General features: G+C 72.9%; 15 protein-coding genes. 9 read left to right on the top strand and 6 right to left on the bottom strand.

What is annotated here, in order from left to right; all coding sequences use genetic code 11:
* Positions 1-29 precede the first annotated feature (29 nt).
* Positions 30-479, top strand: a complete 450-nt coding sequence (locus tag DSM104329_RS16635; protein ID WP_259310968.1) for a MarR family winged helix-turn-helix transcriptional regulator — start codon at positions 30-32, stop codon at positions 477-479.
* A gap of 9 nt (positions 480-488) precedes the next feature.
* Here DSM104329_RS16635 and DSM104329_RS16630 read toward each other — a convergent pair whose 3' ends face one another.
* The 4 genes from DSM104329_RS16630 to DSM104329_RS16615 all read right to left on the bottom strand — a co-directional run bounded on the left by DSM104329_RS16630 (position 489) and on the right by DSM104329_RS16615 (position 4,102).
* Complete coding sequence (locus DSM104329_RS16630; RefSeq protein ID WP_326924442.1) at positions 489-1,409, bottom strand: SDR family NAD(P)-dependent oxidoreductase; 921 nt, start codon at positions 1,407-1,409, stop codon at positions 489-491.
* A 52-nt stretch (positions 1,410-1,461) separates the two neighbouring features.
* Positions 1,462-1,941, bottom strand: coding sequence for a MaoC family dehydratase (locus DSM104329_RS16625; protein WP_259310967.1), 480 nt, complete (start codon positions 1,939-1,941; stop codon positions 1,462-1,464).
* A 49-nt stretch (positions 1,942-1,990) separates the two neighbouring features.
* Complete coding sequence (locus DSM104329_RS16620; RefSeq protein WP_259310966.1) at positions 1,991-2,845, bottom strand: hypothetical protein; 855 nt, start codon at positions 2,843-2,845, stop codon at positions 1,991-1,993.
* 90 nt (positions 2,846-2,935) lie between these two features.
* A complete protein-coding gene (locus DSM104329_RS16615; protein ID WP_259310965.1) occupies positions 2,936-4,102 on the bottom strand; it encodes a sensor histidine kinase in 1,167 nt (388 codons plus the stop codon).
* A gap of 375 nt (positions 4,103-4,477) precedes the next feature.
* Here DSM104329_RS16615 and DSM104329_RS16610 point away from each other — a divergent pair, with 375 nt between their 5' ends.
* From DSM104329_RS16610 to DSM104329_RS16585, 6 genes are all read left to right on the top strand, one after another.
* The gene (locus DSM104329_RS16610) at positions 4,478-5,239 is read left to right on the top strand and encodes a fumarylacetoacetate hydrolase family protein (protein WP_259316226.1); all 762 of its coding nucleotides are present in this window, start codon (positions 4,478-4,480) and stop codon (positions 5,237-5,239) included.
* Positions 5,240-5,284: 45 nt separating this feature from the next.
* Positions 5,285-5,485, top strand: coding sequence for a CsbD family protein (locus tag DSM104329_RS16605; RefSeq protein WP_259310964.1), 201 nt, complete (start codon positions 5,285-5,287; stop codon positions 5,483-5,485).
* 92 nt (positions 5,486-5,577) lie between these two features.
* On the top strand, positions 5,578-6,438 hold the full coding sequence (locus DSM104329_RS16600) for a GGDEF domain-containing protein (protein ID WP_259310963.1): 861 nt from the start codon (positions 5,578-5,580) through the stop codon (positions 6,436-6,438).
* 135 nt (positions 6,439-6,573) lie between these two features.
* The gene (locus tag DSM104329_RS16595) at positions 6,574-8,325 is read left to right on the top strand and encodes an acyltransferase family protein (protein ID WP_259310962.1); all 1,752 of its coding nucleotides are present in this window, start codon (positions 6,574-6,576) and stop codon (positions 8,323-8,325) included.
* A gap of 75 nt (positions 8,326-8,400) precedes the next feature.
* A complete protein-coding gene (locus DSM104329_RS16590) occupies positions 8,401-9,939 on the top strand; it encodes a GGDEF domain-containing protein (protein ID WP_259310961.1) in 1,539 nt (512 codons plus the stop codon).
* 482 nt (positions 9,940-10,421) lie between these two features.
* Positions 10,422-11,816, top strand: a complete 1,395-nt coding sequence (locus DSM104329_RS16585) for a phenylacetate--CoA ligase family protein (RefSeq protein WP_259310960.1) — start codon at positions 10,422-10,424, stop codon at positions 11,814-11,816.
* Between the two features lie 20 nt (positions 11,817-11,836).
* Here the strand turns inward: DSM104329_RS16585 and DSM104329_RS16580 are convergent, their stop codons facing one another.
* On the bottom strand, positions 11,837-12,697 hold the full coding sequence (locus DSM104329_RS16580) for an amidohydrolase family protein (protein WP_259310959.1): 861 nt from the start codon (positions 12,695-12,697) through the stop codon (positions 11,837-11,839).
* A gap of 49 nt (positions 12,698-12,746) precedes the next feature.
* Here DSM104329_RS16580 and DSM104329_RS16575 point away from each other — a divergent pair, with 49 nt between their 5' ends.
* Entirely contained in the window at positions 12,747-14,720 is a 1,974-nt protein-coding gene (locus DSM104329_RS16575; protein WP_259310958.1) for an acetoacetate--CoA ligase, read from the top strand.
* Positions 14,721-14,733: 13 nt separating this feature from the next.
* Here the strand turns inward: DSM104329_RS16575 and DSM104329_RS16570 are convergent, their stop codons facing one another.
* The gene (locus DSM104329_RS16570; RefSeq protein ID WP_407655845.1) at positions 14,734-15,174 is read right to left on the bottom strand and encodes an Lrp/AsnC family transcriptional regulator; all 441 of its coding nucleotides are present in this window, start codon (positions 15,172-15,174) and stop codon (positions 14,734-14,736) included.
* Positions 15,175-15,240: 66 nt separating this feature from the next.
* Here DSM104329_RS16570 and DSM104329_RS16565 point away from each other — a divergent pair, with 66 nt between their 5' ends.
* On the top strand, positions 15,241-17,307 hold the full coding sequence (locus tag DSM104329_RS16565) for a GldG family protein (RefSeq protein WP_259310956.1): 2,067 nt from the start codon (positions 15,241-15,243) through the stop codon (positions 17,305-17,307).
* The last annotated feature ends 22 nt before the right edge of the window (positions 17,308-17,329 follow it).

The following is a 17,329-nucleotide window of genomic DNA, read 5'->3' as shown; positions in this document are numbered from 1 at the left end:
CGCGCCGACCGCGTTGGTACGTTCAGCCCGTGCCCGCCACTCCTCCCGTCTCGGCGGAAGCGACGCCGTCCCTCGTCTACGTCGTCGGTCGCGTCAACCAGGGCGTCCGCCGCGAACTGCGCAAGGCCCTGGCGCCGTGGGGCCTCAGCGTCCCCGAGCTGACCGCGCTGTCTGTCCTGCGCGCCCGGCCGGGCCTGTCGAACGCCCAGCTCTCGCGGCGGTCGCTCATGACGCCGCAGTCCATGAACGACGTGGTGGCCGAGCTCGAGCGGCGGGGCCTCGTCGAGCGCACCGTCGATCCGTCGCACGCGCGCATCCTGCGCACGCGGCTCACGCACGCCGGGGAGGAGCTGCTCGCCCAGGTCGACCCCGTCGTCGGCGCGCTGCAGGACGAGATGCTGGCCGACGTGCCCCCCGAGCACCGCGAGATCGTCCTCGACGGGCTCATCAGCTGCATGCGCACGCTCCGCGCCCGCTAGCCCGCCCGGTCAGCCCAGGTCGAGCTCCGGGAGCCGCACCCCGTACGGCTGGGCCGCCGGCCCGAGCGTCGTCGCCCAGTTCTCGGCGATCGCCTCCGCGGTCCAGCCGCCCTCGTAGAACGCGCTGACCGTCTCGGCGGGATGGGTGTACATCGACAGCTTGTCGCCGCCGATCCCGATCGCCTGCCCGGTCACGCCCGCGCCGGCCTCCGACGCGAGGAACACGACCAGCGGGGCGCTGTCCTGCGGCAGGCCGACCGCATGGGCCTGACGCACCTCGCGCGGCAGCCCCTCGCCGCGCTCGACGCGCTCCACGAGCGGCGCGTAGACGGGGATCGTCGCCGTCATCTGCGTCCACGCGGTCGGGACGATCGCGTTGACCGTGACCTGGGCGCGGGCGAGCTCCATCGCCCACGTCCGGGCGAAGGCGACGATGCCGGCCTTCGCCGCGGCGTAGTTCGTCTGCCCGAAGTTGCCGTACTGGCCGGCGGGGGAGCCGACGACGATGAGCCGCCCGCCGTCGCCCTGCTCGCGCCAGCGCACCGCCGCCGCCCGCGCGCAGGTGAACGTGCCGCGCAGGTGCGTCGCGATGACGAGGTCGAACTGCTCGTCGCTCATCTTCCAGAGGACCGTGTCGCGCAGGACGCCGGCGTTCGTCACCATCACGTCGAGGCGTCCGAACTCGCTGACCGCCCGGGCGACGACCGCGTCGGCGGTCTCGCTGGGGCCGACCGGGCCGATCTCGGCCACCGCGCGTCCGCCGGCGCCCTCGATCGCGGCGACGGTCTCGCCCGCCGAGTCGCCGTCGACGTCGTTGATGACGACCGCCGCACCGGCCTGCGCGAGCGCCTCGGCGTACGCGCGCCCGAGGCCGCGCCCCGCGCCGGTGACGACGGCGACCTTGCCGTCGAGCTTCACGGAGGGGGTCATCGAGCAGCCTCCGTCAGAGTCTCAACGTCCCCGGATGACGACCCACAGGGCCTCATGCGTAGTGGCGGAACAGGCACTCGGCGACGAGCGCGGGCTTCTCGGATCCTTCGACCTCGATCGTGGCGACCACCCTCGTCTGCACGCCGCCCTTGACCTCGGTGACCTCGGTGAGCTCGGCGCCGCCGCGAAAGCGCGCGCCGACCGGCACGGGCGCCGGGAAGCGGACCTTCTCGAGGCCGTAGTTGACGTTCATGGCCGCGTCGGTGACCTGCAGGAGCGTCTGCGTGACCGGCGCCAGCAGCGACAGCGTGAAGTAGCCGTGCATGATCGTCGAGCCGAACGGCGTCTGGGCGGCGCGTTCGGGGTCGACGTGGATGAAGTTGTGGTCGTCGGTGAGGTCGGCGAACTGGTCGACCTCGGCCTGCGTCACGGTCCGCCAGTCGGTGTGGCCCAGGTGCGTGCCGGCGTGCCGGGGCAGGCCGGCGATGTCGCTGACCAGGCCGGCGATCGCGGGGGGCTCGGAGGTGCTCATGGCCGGCAATATAAGCCATCCTGACACTCGCCGCGGGCGGCGAGCCGGATCAGAACGCGGCGCGGCGGATCGGGCGCACCCGGTCCGCGAGGGCCCACGCGCCGAAGCACAGCGTCCCCGCCATGCCCGTCGCCGAGAGCAGGACGCCCGCGGCGGCGGTCAGCGCCACGCCGTTCGCCCCGAGGATGAGCACGACGGCGGCCGCGCCGACGCTCGGCCCGAGCGGCAGCTGGCTGAGCACGACCATCGCGATGAGCACGGCGATCGCGTCGAAGATCGAGGCGTCCACGCCGATCGCGTGCAGCGCGAGCCAGTTGCGCGCGATCTGCGCGAAGACCGCGATGAGGACGAACCCGACGATCCGTCCGCGGCCCTCGAGTGTGCGCAGCGCACCCAGCCCGCTCCACGGCCCATTGGTGTGGCGGCGCGCGAGGATGCTGAGACCGGCACCGAGCGCGATCGCCACGACGACGCACAGCACGGCCGACCACCACGGCAGCCCGAGCGGCCCGAGCAGCGTGAACGACGTCAGTGCGGCGAGCATCGCCTCGACGGCGACGATCGGCACCTCGGCGGTGACGAGCGCGCCGACGCGCGGCGAGTTCGGATGCTGCGCACCGGCCTGGCGCAGCGCGCCGATCCGCGCGGCCACGCCGCTCGGCCCGTTGATGATGCCGACGAGCCCGCCGATGCCGGACGCGTGGAACACGCCGCGGCGGCAGACGCGCGACCCGGCGGCGCCGACACAGACGCGCCACGCCTCGGCGCGGGCGAGGAGCGCGAGGAGCTGGAGCACGACGGCGGCGCCCAGGAGCCACACCGGAGCCGCGTCGATCGCGCCGAAGAACGTGTTCCGGCGCGAGAAGATCACCGCGCCCAGCGCGCCGATCGCGATGACCGGCACGGCGATGGCGAGAATCCGCCTCCAGGGCAGGCGCCGGCCGGCCGCGCCTGCGTCCTGCGATACCTGGGCGCTCGAGCTGATATGTCCAGACTACCGGGCGATCTCTGAGACCGAGCTGGGAGATCCATCCGGCTCGGGGAGCGCGAACCAGAACCGACTGCCCTCGCCGGGCGCCGACTCGACGCCGATCCGGCCGCCCCGGCGGGTCACGACGCGCTCGCAGATCGCCAGGCCGAGGCCCGTCCCGCGCCGCGCAGCGTCGACCGGCGCGCGCTCGAACGCCTCGAAGATGCGGCGCTGGTCGGCCGGGTCGATGCCCGGGCCGTTGTCGGTGATGCTCACGATCCAGCCGCCATCGGCATCCGGGTCGCGCTCGGCGCTGACCGCCACGACCGGCGTTTCGTCGTCGGCGAACTTCACCGCGTTGCTGATGAGGTTCTGCAGGACGAGCTCGACCTCGGAGCGGTTGGCGCACACGCACACGCCGGGGTCGAGGTTGACGATGACCTGGGCGCCGCGGTCGCGGATCTGCGTGGCGAGGTCGGCGATGACGTGCCGGGCGGCCTGGCTGACGTCCACGGCGGTCGCCTCGTGGGGCGACCGGCCCGAACGCGCATACATCAGAAGCGTGCCGACGAGCCGCTGCATCCGGTCGGCCGACGCGAGCATGTGGCCGAGGAACTCCCGGCCCTCGGGCGGCAGCGAGGCGCCGTGGCGCTCCGACAGCAGCCGCGCGAACCCCGCGACGGTGGCGATCGGCTCCGTGAGGTCGTGTGCCGCCACCACGGCGAAGCGGTCGAGCTCCTCGTTGGACCGCGCCAGCTGCTCCTGGGCGCGGCGCAGCGTCTCCTCCGCCTCCCGGCGCGCCGAGAGGTCGCGCGTCACCTTGCCGAAGCCCTCGAGCGACCCGTCGGGGCCGCGCAGGGCGGTGATGATGACGTTGGCCCAGAACCGCGTGCCGTCGGCGCGCACCCGCCAGCCCTCGTCCTCGAAGCGCCCCTCGCGGGTGGCGACCTCGAGCTCGTACTGCGGGTAGCGGCGGGCGCGGTCGTCCTCGGTGTAGAAGACCGAGAAGTGCCGGCCGATGATCTCGTCGGCGCGGTACCGCTTGATCCGCTCCGCCCCGGCGTTCCAGGTGGCGACGTGGCCGGCCGGATCGAGCAGGAAGATCGCGTAGTCGACGACGCTGTCGACGAGCAGGGCCAGCTGCGCCGTCCTGGCGGCATCGGTCGTCGGCACCGCGTCGGATCGGGCCACGTCGCGACTGTAACGCCCCGGTATCCGGGGAGGCTGGGCGGGAAGGTCTCGAGGCCGGATCGGTGAGGCCGGCGGCGCGGGCGCCCAGATACGAGCGGAGATTCGCGTTCGGGTCGCGCGCCCTCTACGATCGCGCCGTTTGCGCGACCCGATCAGGAGGCAGCCATCACCGCCCGACCGCCGTTTCAGCTCGCGACGCTCGCCGACGGCGGGGCCCGTCCGTTTCCCGCCCTCGTCGTCGAGGAGACCGCGCACGACCTGCGCTCCCTGCTCGGCGACGACGGCGTCACGACGTGGTCGCTGCTGCAGAACTGGGAGCGCAGCTTCGAACGGCTCGCGGAGCTGGCGGCGGGGCCGCTGTCCGGCGGCGTGGCGATGGCGGACGCCGACGTGCGGATCCCGGTTTCGCCTGCCGGCCAGGTTCTGTGCGCGGGCGCGAACTACCGGCGTCACCTCGTCCAGATGCGCTTCGCGGCGGAGCGGCGGCACGGCTCGGCGCTCTCCGACGATGATCTGGTCGCCGAGAGCACGAGCTTCGTCGAGGGGCTGGCCGAGCGCGGCCTGCCGTTCGTGTTCGCCGGCCTGCCCGGCGCGCTGTCGGGCGCGCGCGACGACGTGATCCTCCACGGCCCCGGCGTCGAGCACGACTGGGAGCTCGAGCTGGCCGTCGTCATCGGACGCCCGGCGTGGCGGGTGTCGCGCGAGCACGCGATGGACCACGTCGCCGGCTACACGATCTCCAACGACATCAGCACCCGCGACGTCATGGACCGGCCGAACTTCCCGATGACCGACTTCCTGGCCACGAAGGTCCGCCCGACGTTCTTCCCGACCGGCCCGTACCTCGTGCCGCGCCAGTTCGTCGCCGACCCGTACGACCTGCGGATCACGCTGAAGGTCAACGGCGAGACCATGCAGGACGAGTCGACCGCGGACATGATCTTCGGCATCGACCGGCTCGTCGAGCATGCCTCCAGCCTGATCGAGCTGCGGCCCGGCGACCTGCTGCTCACCGGCTCGCCGGCGGGCAACGCCGCGCACCACGGCGGCCGGTGGCTGCGGCCGGGCGACGTCATGGAGGGCTCGATCACGGGGCTCGGGGTCCAGCGCAACCGCTGCGTGGCGCCGCCGGACTGAGGGTTTGGCGACCTCCCGGCGGCGGGAAGGCCGAAGGGGAAGGTTGTGGACCCCACCGAGAGGAGCATCACCATGGGCGACGGTTCGATGGATCGGGCGAAGGGCAACATCAAGGAAGCCGCCGGCGACCTGACGGACGACAAGGACCTGCAGCGGGAGGGCAAGGTCGATCAGGCCTCCGGCTCCGTGAAGGACAAGGTCGGCGACGCCGCCGACAAGGTCAAGGACGCGCTCCGGCGCGACTGAGCGGGGCGGGAGAGTCCGGCCCCGAGTCGGCGGACGTTCGAGGCGGCGGGCGGCTCGCTGAAGCCGCCGCCCGCCTGCGCCGATGGCGGCGCATGGCCTCATGCCTGCCCGATCCGCCGGCGCTGCTGTCGATCATCGGCGCGCACACGGAGATCGCCGCGTCCGGGCTCGATCTGGCGGCGGCCTGCGAGCTCGTCTGCCGCCGGGCGCGAGTCCTGACCGGCGCGGAGGCCGCGATCCTGCGCCTCCACGCACCGGCGGTCGACGCGGCCGCGGGCTTCCTCGCGCCGGGCGACGTGCGCTCCCGCGTGTCCGTCGGCGTGGTGGACGGGCGGCGGGCCGCGGGCACGCTCGAGGCGGTGGCGCACTGGCCGGGCGCCTTCGACGCGACCGAGTACGAGACGCTCGTGCTGCTGGCCGGCGTGGCCGGCGCCGAGCTCGCCCGCGCGCGTGCCTTCGAGCGCGGGCTGCAGGCCGCTGGTACCGACCCGCTCACGGCACTGCCCAACCGCCTCTCCTTCGAATACCGGCTGCGCCATGAGGTCGACCGCGCGGCGCGCTACGGGCGGCCCCTGTCGCTCGTGATCGTGGCCGTGGACGGACTGGCGGAGACGTGCGAGCGCCATGGCGAGCACGGCGGCGACGACGCGCTGCTGCGCGTGACGCACACTCTGCTGTCCATCCGGTCCAGCGACGAGGCGTTCCGTATCGCTGCGGCCGAGTTCGCCGTCCTCGCGCCGGAGACCGACGGTGAGGGCGTGCGGACGTTCGGCGCGCGGCTGCGCGAGCGCATCCGCGCCCAGCGCTCCGGTGTCCCCGTCGCGGTGACGATCGGCTCCGCCCAGGCGGGCGACGCGGGCGACGCGGGCGAGGCGGACGCGCGGGCGCTCGAGGCGGAGGCCCGCGCCTCGCTGTCCTCCGCGGCCCGGGTGCCGCGGATCGTCGCGGCCTGAAGGCCGCGACCTGCCGCGTCGCTACCGTCGGCGGGGTCCCGGCGGGCGCCGTCGTGCACCGGCGGGAGACTTCAGGCGACCATCGAAAGGTCGAAACGGAGTTCGATGAGCAGCTCAGGCCCCCGCCTGCCATACATGCCCGGTCTCGATGGCCTGCGCGCTTTCGCGGTCGGCGGCGTGCTGCTCTATCACGCCGGCGTGTCGTGGATGCCGGGCGGGTTCCTGGGCGTCGACCTGTTCTTCGTGCTCAGCGGCTACCTGATCACGTCGCTGCTGCTCACCGAGTACGCCCGCGCCGGCCGCATCGACCGCAAGCGCTTCTGGCTCGGCCGCGCCCGGCGTCTCCTGCCGGCGGCGGTCCTCGTCATCGTCGTCTGCCTGATCATCGTCGCGCTGTTCCTGCCCAGTCAGCTCGCCGACGCGCGCGCCGACGCGCTGTCGTCGCTCTTCTACGTCAACAACTGGCACCAGGTCTTCGCGGACCGGTCGTACTTCGCGACGTTCGGTCGGCCGTCGCTGTTCCAGCACCTGTGGTCGCTGGCCGTGGAGGAGCAGTTCTACCTGATCTGGCCGCTGATCCTGACGTTCATGCTGACGCGGCTGAGCCGCGGGAAGATCGTCGCGATCACCGCCGCGGGCCTTGTCCTCTCGGCGGTGCTGATGGCCGCCATCTACGACCCCCACGGCGACGCGTCGCGGGTCTACTACGGGACCGACACCCGGGCGGCGCCGCTGCTGGCGGGCGCGCTGCTCGCGTTCGCCTGGCCGCCGCAGCGCTTCACGGGCGCGCCCGGCCGGGGGGCGGCGGTCGTCCTGGACGTGCTGGGCGCGATCGGCGTGGGCGTCCTCATCCTGGCGATGGTGACGTGGCACGACTACGACCAGTGGCTGTTCCGCGGCGGCTTCCTCGTCGCGGAGCTCGCGACCGTCCTGCTGATCGCCGCACTCGTGCACCCGGCGGCCCACATCGGGCGCGTGTTCGGGGTGGCGCCGATGCGCTGGATCGGGCAGCGCAGCTACGGCATCTACCTCTGGCACTGGCCGGTCATGGCGCTGAGCCGGCCCGGCGTCGACCTGCACGTCAACCGCACGCTGATCATCGTGGGGCAGATCGCGTTGACGATCGGGTTGGCGGCGCTGTCGTACACGTACCTCGAGATGCCGGTCCGGCGGGGCGACATGCGCCGGCGGATCGGCGCGGTCCTGAGCCGCTGGCGCCCGCGCCAGCGCCTGGCGGTCGTGGTCGGCACGGCGGCGGCGGTCATCTTCCTCGTCGGCTTCGCGTTCGGGCGGCCCGTGGGGCACGTCGCGTCCAGCGAGGCCTCCCGGCCGCTCGCGACGAAGGCGGCGACCGAGGGCCCGGCCGCCGGCCCGGGCACCGCGACGACGCCGGTCGAGCACGCCAAGCGCAAGCGGGCGCTGCCGCGCGGCCTGCTGGCGGTGGGCGCGTCGGTCATGCTCGCGGCGCAGCCGGCGCTGCAGGAGCGCTTCGGCCCGAAGGCGCGGATCGACGCCGCGGTGGGCCGCCAGGCCACCGACATCCTCGGCCGGCTCGAGGCCTACCGGCGCGAGGGCACGCTGCCCGAGACCGTCGTCGTGCAGATGGGCGAGAACGGACCGATCTGGAGCGCCGACGTCGAGCGCCTGAAGGCGGCGCTGAAGGGCGTCAAGCGCGTGGTGCTCGTCAACGTGCGCGTCCCGCGCAGCTGGCAGGCGCAGGTCAACGCGACGCTCGACGAGGCGGTCAAGCACTGGCCGCAGGCCCGGGTCGCGAACTGGTATGGGGCGAGCGGGGACGCCGCGCTGCTCTACGACCAGGCGCACCCGGACCCGGCGGGCCAGGTGGTCTACGCACGGGTCGTGACCAAGGCCCTGCGCGCGGAGTAGACGCCGGCGCGGGCTGGATTGAACAGCCCCTGTCCCAGGTAACCTGACGTCGTCCGCACGGCGGCGTAACGTCGTGTGGCAACCGAGCGCTGCGTGGTATCTGGCGATCCCCCCACCGGCCCGCATCCCGCCGACGGCGACGTGGCGGTGGTCGTCCTCGACCACCGCCTTTCGATCGCCGAGGCGACCGGCCCCGACCTCGAGCCTCCGTTCCCGCGGGACATCCGCGAGCAGCTCGAGGCCGTCGTGGGCGACGGGGTGCGGCGCACGGTGGCGTGGACGGGTGCGGCCGGGCAGCGCTATGCCGGCGAGGTGCTGCCGCTGCCGGGCGGCGCGGGGTGCGTGCTGGTGGTCCGCGACGCCTCGGCGGCACAGGAGCGCGAGCGGCGCCGGCGCCAGCTCGCGGCGAGCCTCACGGAGATCGTCGCGGTGCTGCGCCCGGACGGCGTGTGCACGTGGGTCTCGTCCTCGATCGAGCGGGTGCTCGGCTGGACGGCCGCCGACCTGGTGGGGGAGCGCATCGACCGCTTCGTGCATCCGCAGGACGCCGCGCGGATCGTCGGCCTGCCGGCCGCGCTGCGGTCGGGAGGCGAGCACGAGGTGACCGTGCGCCTGCGCGCCCGCGATGGCGAGTACCGCTGGGTCGAGGGGTCGCTGCGCGCGACGCTCGTGCCGGCGGCGGGCGAGCTCGTGGAGGTCGTCTGCGTGGGGCGCGACGTCACGCAGCGCCGGCTCGCGGAGGAGATGCTGCGCGCCCGCGAGGCCGACCTGCGCGAGCTCGCAGAGAACACGGCGGACTTCGTCTCGCGCTTGTCGCCCGACGCGATCTACCGCTACGCGTCGCCGTCGGTCCACCGGCTGCTCGGGTGGCAGCCGTCGGACCTGGTCGGGCGCTCGGCGTACGAGTTCATCCATCCCGACGACGCGGACGCCGTGCGGCGCGCGCACAGCGACGTGTTCGAGGACGAGGTGCTGCCGACGGTCAGCTGCCGCTTGCGGGCGAGCGACGGGACGTATCGGTGGATGCAGTCGACCGCGGTCGCGGTGCGCACGGACGAGGGGCTCCTGCGCGAGATCCAGGTCGCCAGCCGCGACGTCACCGAGCAGATGGCGCTCCAGCAGCGCCTGCAGCACCTCGCCGACCACGACCCGCTCACGAACCTCGCCAACCGCCGCCGGTTCGAGCGCGTCCTCGAGGGCCAGGTCGGGCGGGCGCAGCGCTACGGAGAGGTCGCGGTGCTCCTGCTCGTCGACCTCGACGGCTTCAAGCAGGTCAACGACCGCTTCGGGCACCTCGCGGGCGACCGCGTCCTGCAGGCGGCGGCCGACGCGATCCGCTCGCGCCTGCGCTCGAGCGACGAGGCGGCGCGGCTGGGCGGCGACGAGTTCGCCGTCATGCTCATGCACGCAGGAGCCGAGGTGGCGGCCCGCGTCAAGCTCGATCTGGTGCGGGCCATCGAGGGGGCGGCGCGCCGGGTCGACAGCGTCAGGACGCCGATCTCCGCGTCGATCGGCGTGGCCCTGATCGATACGCACACCGTCGACCGCGACGCCGCGCTGCGCGATGCGGACGCGGACCTGTACCGGCAGAAGACCGAGCGCTCGCCGGCGTAGCCCGTCGGCGCTCAGTGCGCGCGGACCCAGCGCCGCGAAGCAGTGCGCCGCGAAGCAGTGCGCCCCGAACGCGCGCGCCCGCTGTGTCGGGCGCACCCCGGCCGACCGCGCGAGCCCCACGTCGATCGGGCGGGGCCGGCCGGCGAGCGCCCGGGCCACGAGCGCCCGGGCCACGAGCGGGCGGCCCTCGTAGCTCATGTCGCCGACGGGCCGGCTCATGAGCATGGCGTAGCCGAGGCCGAGGCCGCGGCCGACGAGCGAGCGCACGAGCTCGTAGCCGGCCCGCGGCGGCGGTCATCGTGCCGGTGTCCGCGGCGGCGACGAAGCACTCGACGTGGCGGAGGTCGAGCAGCGTCTTCACGCGAGAATCGAATGCTCTTCGCCGGCAACATGCGCTTTACAGGCGAAGGTGCGTGCGCGACGCTCCGGCACAGCGGGGGGCGCCACGCCTTCGGCGGCACGATCGAAGCGGGAGGAGAGCGATGTCGACGGCGTCTCGCGACGCGTGGCTGGCGGCGGTGCGCCGGTGGAAGCTGCATCCGGACGAGCCCGCGGACGAGCGGCTCTGGGCGCCCGAGCTCGAGGCGTGCTCGCGCGACGAGCTGCATGCCATCCAGTCCGAGAAGCTCGTGCCGGCGGTGCAGTACCTGTACGAGCACTCGCCGCTGTACGCCTCGCTGTGCGCGGCGTGCGGCATCGAGCCGGGCGACGTCACCGGGCGCGAGCAGCTTGCCGATCTGCCGGTCGTCACGAAGGACGACATGAGCCGCTCGCTCGCGGCCGCGGCGCCGTGGGGGACGTACACGGCCATCGACGACGAGCGCTGGCTGACGGACGGCTGGCAGGTCTTCGCCACGTCCGGCACGACCTCGCAGCCCCGGCCGTTCCGTTATACGCAGTTCGATCGCGAGATGTGGACGTGGGCCGATGCCCGCGCGGTGCACGCGATGGGCATCCGGGGCGGCCGCGACGTGGGCATGATGCTGTTCGGATACGGGCCGCACGTGGCGATGTGGGGGCTGCACCATGCCCTGATCCACATCGGCGTGCCGATCGTGCCGGCCGGAGGCCTCGACACGCGCACGCGCGCCGCGTCGATCGACCGCTACGGACCCACCGTGATCGGGTGCACGCCGTCGTACGCGCTGCACCTCGCGTCGGTGATGCGCGACATGGGCCTCGACCCGGCCGCGAGTCCCGTCCGCGTCGTCATCGCGATGGGGGAGCCGCTGCCCGAGAGCTCGGCGCGGCGCATCCGCGACCTGTGGGACGCCGAGGTCCACCAGTTCTACGGATGCACCGAGGCGGCACCGTCGTGCGGCGGCTACACGTGCACGGCCGGCTCGGTGCACTTCCTCGAGGACACGCACGTCCTGGAGACGCTCGACCCCAAGACCCTGAAGCCGGTGGCGCCGGGGTCCCCGGGCGTCGCGGTCGTGACGAACCTGATCAGCGAAGCGTCGCCGCAGGTGCGCTTCCTCGTCGGCGACTACACGGCCCTGGACCACGCCGGCTGCGCGTGCGGGCGCACGCACGTCGTCTGCGAGGGCGGCTTCACCGGCCGCGCGGACGACATGCTCAACGTCCGCGGGGTCACGCTGTTCCCGAGCGCGGTCGAGGACGTCGTCCGCGGCTTCGCGGAGCTGGGCGAGGAGTTCCAGATAGTCCTCGAGCGCCGTGCCGAGCTGGACGAGCTCATCCTCGTCGCCGAGCCGCTGCCGCACGTGGCCGACGACCGGCACGAGGAGCTCACGCTGCGGCTCGAAGGCGCCTTCCGCGCCCGGCTCGAGCTGCGGCCGACCATCCGGCTGCAGCCCTACGGGACGCTGCCCAAGACGGAGTTCAAGGCCAAGCGGGTGATGGACCGGCGCGAGTAGGCGCTCGCGCCGGGCGGCGCTCAGCCCAGCCCGAACAGCCGGGCGGCGTTGTCCTTGAGGATCAGCGGCTTGACCTCGTCCTTGATCGGCAGCGTCTCGAAGTCGCGCATCCAGCGCTCGGGCGTGAGCGCGGGGTAGTCGGTGCCGAAGAGGACCTTGTGCTTGAGCAGCGTGTTCGAGTAGCGCACGAGGTTCTCCGGGAAGTACTTCGGCGACCAGCCCGACAGGTCGATGTACACCTGTGGCTTGTGGACGGCCACCGACAGCGCCTCGTCCTGCCACGGCACCGACGGGTGGGCCATGACGATCGGCATGTCGGGGAAGTCCGCGGCGACGTCGTCGAGCGCCATCGGGTTGGAGTACTTCAGCCGGATGCCCCCGCCGCCCGGCTGACCGCTGCCCACCGCGGTCTGGCCGGTGTGGAACAGGGCGGGGACGCGCGCCTCCTGCAGCACCTCGTAGAGCGGATAGAACGCCTCGTCGTTGGGCCAGAAGGCCTGGAGGCTGGGGTGGAACTTGAAGCCGCGCACGGGATACGTCTCGATCAGCCGGCGGGCCTCCGCGACGCCGTCCGCACCCCGGCGCGGGTCGATGCTCGCGAAGGGGATGATCACGTCGTCGTGCTTGGCCGCCTCGGTGAAGACGTCGTCGTTGGACAGCGGGCTCTCGAAGCCGATCAGGTCGACGAAGAACGCGACGCACGCCATCTCCCGCTCGCGGTAGAACTCCGCGAGCTCGGCGACCGAGAGCAGCGCGTCGTTGCCGAAGACCTTGGCGACCGCCCCCTCCGGCCCGTCGCTGGGAAGCGGCTCGCCGGCCGCGTTGCGGTGGACGTGCGTGTGGACGTCGATGGCACGGACGCGCTGGAGATCGATCGGCATGACGGGAACGTAGCGGGTCCTCAGGAAGCCTGATACTGTCGCCCGGCGTATGCCCGTGGGAGAGGGAGATCTGCTCTGGACGCCTCCGGGCGACATCCGCGAGCACACACAGGTCGGTCGCTACCTCGCCTGGCTCGAGAGTGAGCGCGGCCTGACGTTCGCGGACCACGAGGCTCTGTGGACGTGGTCGATCACCGACCTGGACGCGTTCTGGAGCTCGATCTGGGAGTTCTTCGACGTCCGCGCGAGCGTCCAGCCCGAGCGGGTGCTCGGCCGGCGGACGATGCCGGGAGCGCAGTGGTTCCCGGGCGCGCGCCTGAACTACGCCGAGAACCTGCTCGACCGCGGCCGCCCCAGCGGCGACCCGGCGATCTTCGGGCGTTCGCAGTCGCGCGACGCGGTCGATCTGACGTGGGGCGACCTGCTGGACCAGGTCGCTCGCGCTCGCGCCGGTCTCCAGCGCCTGGGCGTCGGCCGCGGAGATCGGGTCGTCGCCTATCTGCCGAACATCCCGGAGACGGTCGTCGCGATGCTCGCGTGCGCGAGCCTGGGCGCGGTGTGGGCGTCCTGCTCGCCCGAGTTCGGCGTCCGCAGCGCGGTCGACCGCTTCGGCCAGCTCGAGCCGAAGGTCCTGCTCGCCGTCGGCGCCTACATGTACGGCGACCGGCTGATCGTCCGCCGTGACGAGGTCGCGGAGATCCGCGCCGGCCTCGGGCCCGGCCTCGAGCACGTGGTCGACATCGCCTACGCCGGCGAGCGGCTGGCCGACGCCGTGGCCTGGGAGGACCTCGTCGCCAACCCCGGCCCGCTCGAGTTCGAGCAGCTGCCGCCCGATCATCCGGTCTTCGTCCTGTTCTCCTCGGGCACCACCGGGCTGCCGAAGGCGATCGTGCACGGCCACGGCGGGATCCTGGTCGAGCACTACAAGACGATGGGCCTGAACTGGGACCTGCGGCCGGGGTCCCGGCTGATGTGGTTCTCGACCACCGGCTGGATGATGTGGAACGCGCTGGTCTCCGGCCTGCTGACCGGCGGCGCGATCGTCACGATCGACGGCAACCCCGGCCATCCCGACCTGGGGTGGCAGTGGCGCCTGGCCGAGGAGACGGGGGCCACGCACATGGGCGTCAGCCCCGCGTTCGTGACCGGCTGCCGGAAGGCGGGCATCGAGCCGGGCCGGGAGTACGACCTGCGCGCGATCGAGCAGGTCGCCGCCGCGGGCTCCCCGATGCCGCCCGAGGGTTTCGCGTGGGTCTACGAGCAGCTCGGCTCGCACGTCTTCCTCAACGTGGGGTCGGGCGGCACCGACATCTGCAGCGGCATCGTCGGCAACAGCGAGCTGCTCCCGGTCTGGGCGGGGGAGATCTCCGGCCGGATGCTCGGGGTGGCCGCCTATGCGTTCGACGAGGAGGCCCGCGAGATCGTCGGCGAGGTGGGCGAGCTCGTGATCACCCAGCCGATGCCGTCGATGCCGGTCGCCTTCTGGAACGACCCGGACGGCAGCCGCCTGAGCGCCGCGTACTTCGAGCACTACCCCGGCATCTGGCGCCACGGCGACTGGATCACGTTCACCGAGCGCGGCAGCTGCGTCATCAGCGGCCGCTCGGACGCGACGCTCAACCGCGGCGGGGTGCGACTCGGCACGGGCGAGATCTACGCGGTCATCGAGGAGATCGACGAGATCCTCGACAGCCTCATCGTCCACCTGGAGGACCCGGGCGGCGGAGCCGGCGAGCTGCTGCTCTTCGTCGTCCTGCGCGACGGCCGCGAGCTCGACGACGACCTCCGGCGGGGGATCGCCCGGTCCGTCCGCGCCGCCCTGTCGCCCCGGCACGTCCCCGACTCCGTCATCGCCGTCAGCGCGGTGCCGCGCACGCTGACCGGCAAGAAGCTCGAGGTGCCCGTCAAGCGCATCCTGCAGGGTGCGCCGCGCGAGCAGGTGGCCAGCCGCGACGCCCTGGCCGACCCGACGGCGCTCGACGCGTTCGTCGACTACGCCGGATCGCGCGCACCGGCGGGCTGACGGCGCCGCACGCTCAGTTGCGGCGCGACACCAACCGGGAGAGCACGACGACCGTCCGGGTGCGCACGACGCTGCCGTCGCGCTGGAGCTCCATGATGAGCCGCTCGAGCTCGAGATTGCCGTGCGTGCGCACGCGCGCGACGGCGTCCGCGTCGCCTGTGACACTCCAGGCCTCCACCACCTGAGGGTGGCTGGCCAGGCGCTCGGCCACCTCGTCCAGGAGCGTGCCCGGTGCGTAGAACAGCTCCACGAGGGCCTCCGTCGCGTCTCCCATCGCGCTGTGGTCGAGCACCGCCGTGAAGCCCTCGATCGCGCCCGATCGACGCAGCGCGTCGACGCGGCGTTTGACGGAGGGGGCGCTGAGCGAGACGTGGCTGCCGATGTCGCCATAGGAACGTCGGGCATCTTCCACGAGCAGCGCAATGATATTGCGATCTATGTCGTCCATTTGCACATATATTGCACAGATTCGAGGCAAAGTGCGGTAGAGATGTCACAAATCGCTGGCTACCTTGTGGGCATGCCCATCCGCCCGCCCATCGCCCGCGTTCTGTTCGATGAGGCGCACAGCGAGGCCTGGACCGTCCGTCCCGACCTGGCGCGCGCCATGCAGCCGGCACATCCGGAGGACTCGTCATACGCGCGCGCCGCGGAGGCGCTCGGGCGGCGGGACCTGGAGGTGCGCGTGCACGAGGACGGGGCGCTCGACTCCGGCGTGCTGGGCGCGGCCGATGTGCTGGTGATCGCCCATCCGTCCGAGCCGCGGTGGGAGCGGACCCTGCCGGCCGGCTCCCCGCAGCTCGCGCCCGGGGAGCTCGACGCGATCGAGGCGTTCGTGGACGGCGGCGGCGGGCTGATCGTCCTCGGCGAGACCGAGCAGGACAAGTACGGCAACAACCTCAACGACCTGGTCGACCGCTTCGGCGTCCGCATCGGCAACGACACGGTCTCCGACTACGCGCACCACCGTCAGGCGCCGCACTGGATCCTCGCCGACCTCGTGCATCCGTCCGAGGGCGTGGACCTGCTCGCGCGCGTGCACGAGGCCTGCTTCTACCGTGCGTCGACGCTCAGCCTCAGCAACGGCGCCAAGGTGCTCGCGCGCACGTCTGCAGCCGCCTCGACGCCGTGCGCGCCGCTGGTCGCCGTCACCGAGCACGGCGCCGGGCGAGTCGTCGTGCTGTCGGACTCCGACCTCTTCGGCGACGACTGTCTCGGCGAGCTCGATCACGAGGCGCTCTGGTGCAACCTGGTGCAGTGGGCCGCGGGCTCCGCGTTCCGGCGGCCGGCGGCCGCCGCGCCGGCGCCCGCGCGCGAGAACGTCCACTGGCTCGCGCTCAAGCACGAGGTCGACGACCTGCGGCTGCGCCAGCGCGGCGACGGCAGCGTGGATCTCGAGGTCCACGACGCGGCAGCGCTGGCCGCGCAGGTCGAGCGGATCGCGGCCGCGGTTCGCGGGCTCGCAGCCCTGTTCGCGCACCAGGCGGCGTATCTCGACGCGGTCGTCGACGACCTCGACGCCTGGGTCGCGGACGGCTTCGGAGTCCCGGACTTCACGCGGGCGCTGCAGCGCTTCCGCCCCGAGCAGCAGCGCGCCGACGGCATCCAGCACCTCGTGCTGTTTCCGATGTACAAGCAGAACGGGTCGCGCGACTCGGTCTTCGAGGCGCTGATCGTCGGTGTGCCGTGGCCCGAGTGGCTTGCCCAGCTCGAGCGCACGCGCTACGACAACCCGAAGTTCGTGCCCGTGACGCTCGTCGACCACACCGTCGGCTACGACAGCGAGTGCGCGGTGCTGTTCCCGGAGACGGTGAGCGTCGCCGGCGCGCCGGTCAACAACTTCGGCGCCATCTTCTGCGATCGCGAGGCGGCGCGGTTCCGCGCCGCGTCGGCGCGCGCGGCGGGGCTGCTGCGGCTGAACCTGCCGCCCGACGCGGCCGCGCTGCTGGAGAGCGAGCAGCTCTCGCGCGACGCCTACGAGCTGTGGGACCTCATCCACGACCGCGCGCACAGCCACGGCGACCTGCCCTTCGACCCGTTCATGATCCGCCAGCGGATGCCGTACTGGATGTACTCGCTGGAGGAGCTGCGCTGCGACCTCACGGCGTTCTCCGAGGCGGTCAGCTTGGAGCGCGAGGGCTTCGCGTTCGCGCGCCACGTCCAGTACGCGATCCTGTTCGACCGCCTGTTCCGGTTCCCGATCACCGGGCCGCGCGTGCGCAACTACGACGGTCTGGGGGGACAGCTGCTGTTCGGCTTCCTGCACGCGACGCGGCGCCTGCACTGGACCGACAACCGGCTGACGATCGAGTGGGAGCACGTCGCCGACGGCGTGCTCGAGCTGCGCGAGCGCGTCGAGCGGCTGTACCGTGCCGGGATCGCCCGCACGAAGCTCCAGCACTGGGAGGCGGCGCACGACCTGGTCTCCGAGTTCGTCCCCGCGGCGGCCGGATCGCGCTGGGCGGCCGGCGCGCGCGACTTCGGCGAGGTCGCCGATCCGCGGCCGTACGTCGACGAGGTGCTGCCCGACGAGTTCCCGCTGTCGCTGTTCTACACGTCGCTGCAGCAGAAGCTCGCGGCCGCATGATGGTCGCGGGGCGGACGGACGC

It is taken from the genome of Capillimicrobium parvum (assembly GCF_021172045.1).
In the GTDB taxonomy this organism is placed as follows: Bacteria; Actinomycetota; Thermoleophilia; order Solirubrobacterales; family Solirubrobacteraceae; genus Capillimicrobium; species Capillimicrobium parvum.
This window is presented reverse-complemented; position numbering and strand designations above follow the sequence as displayed.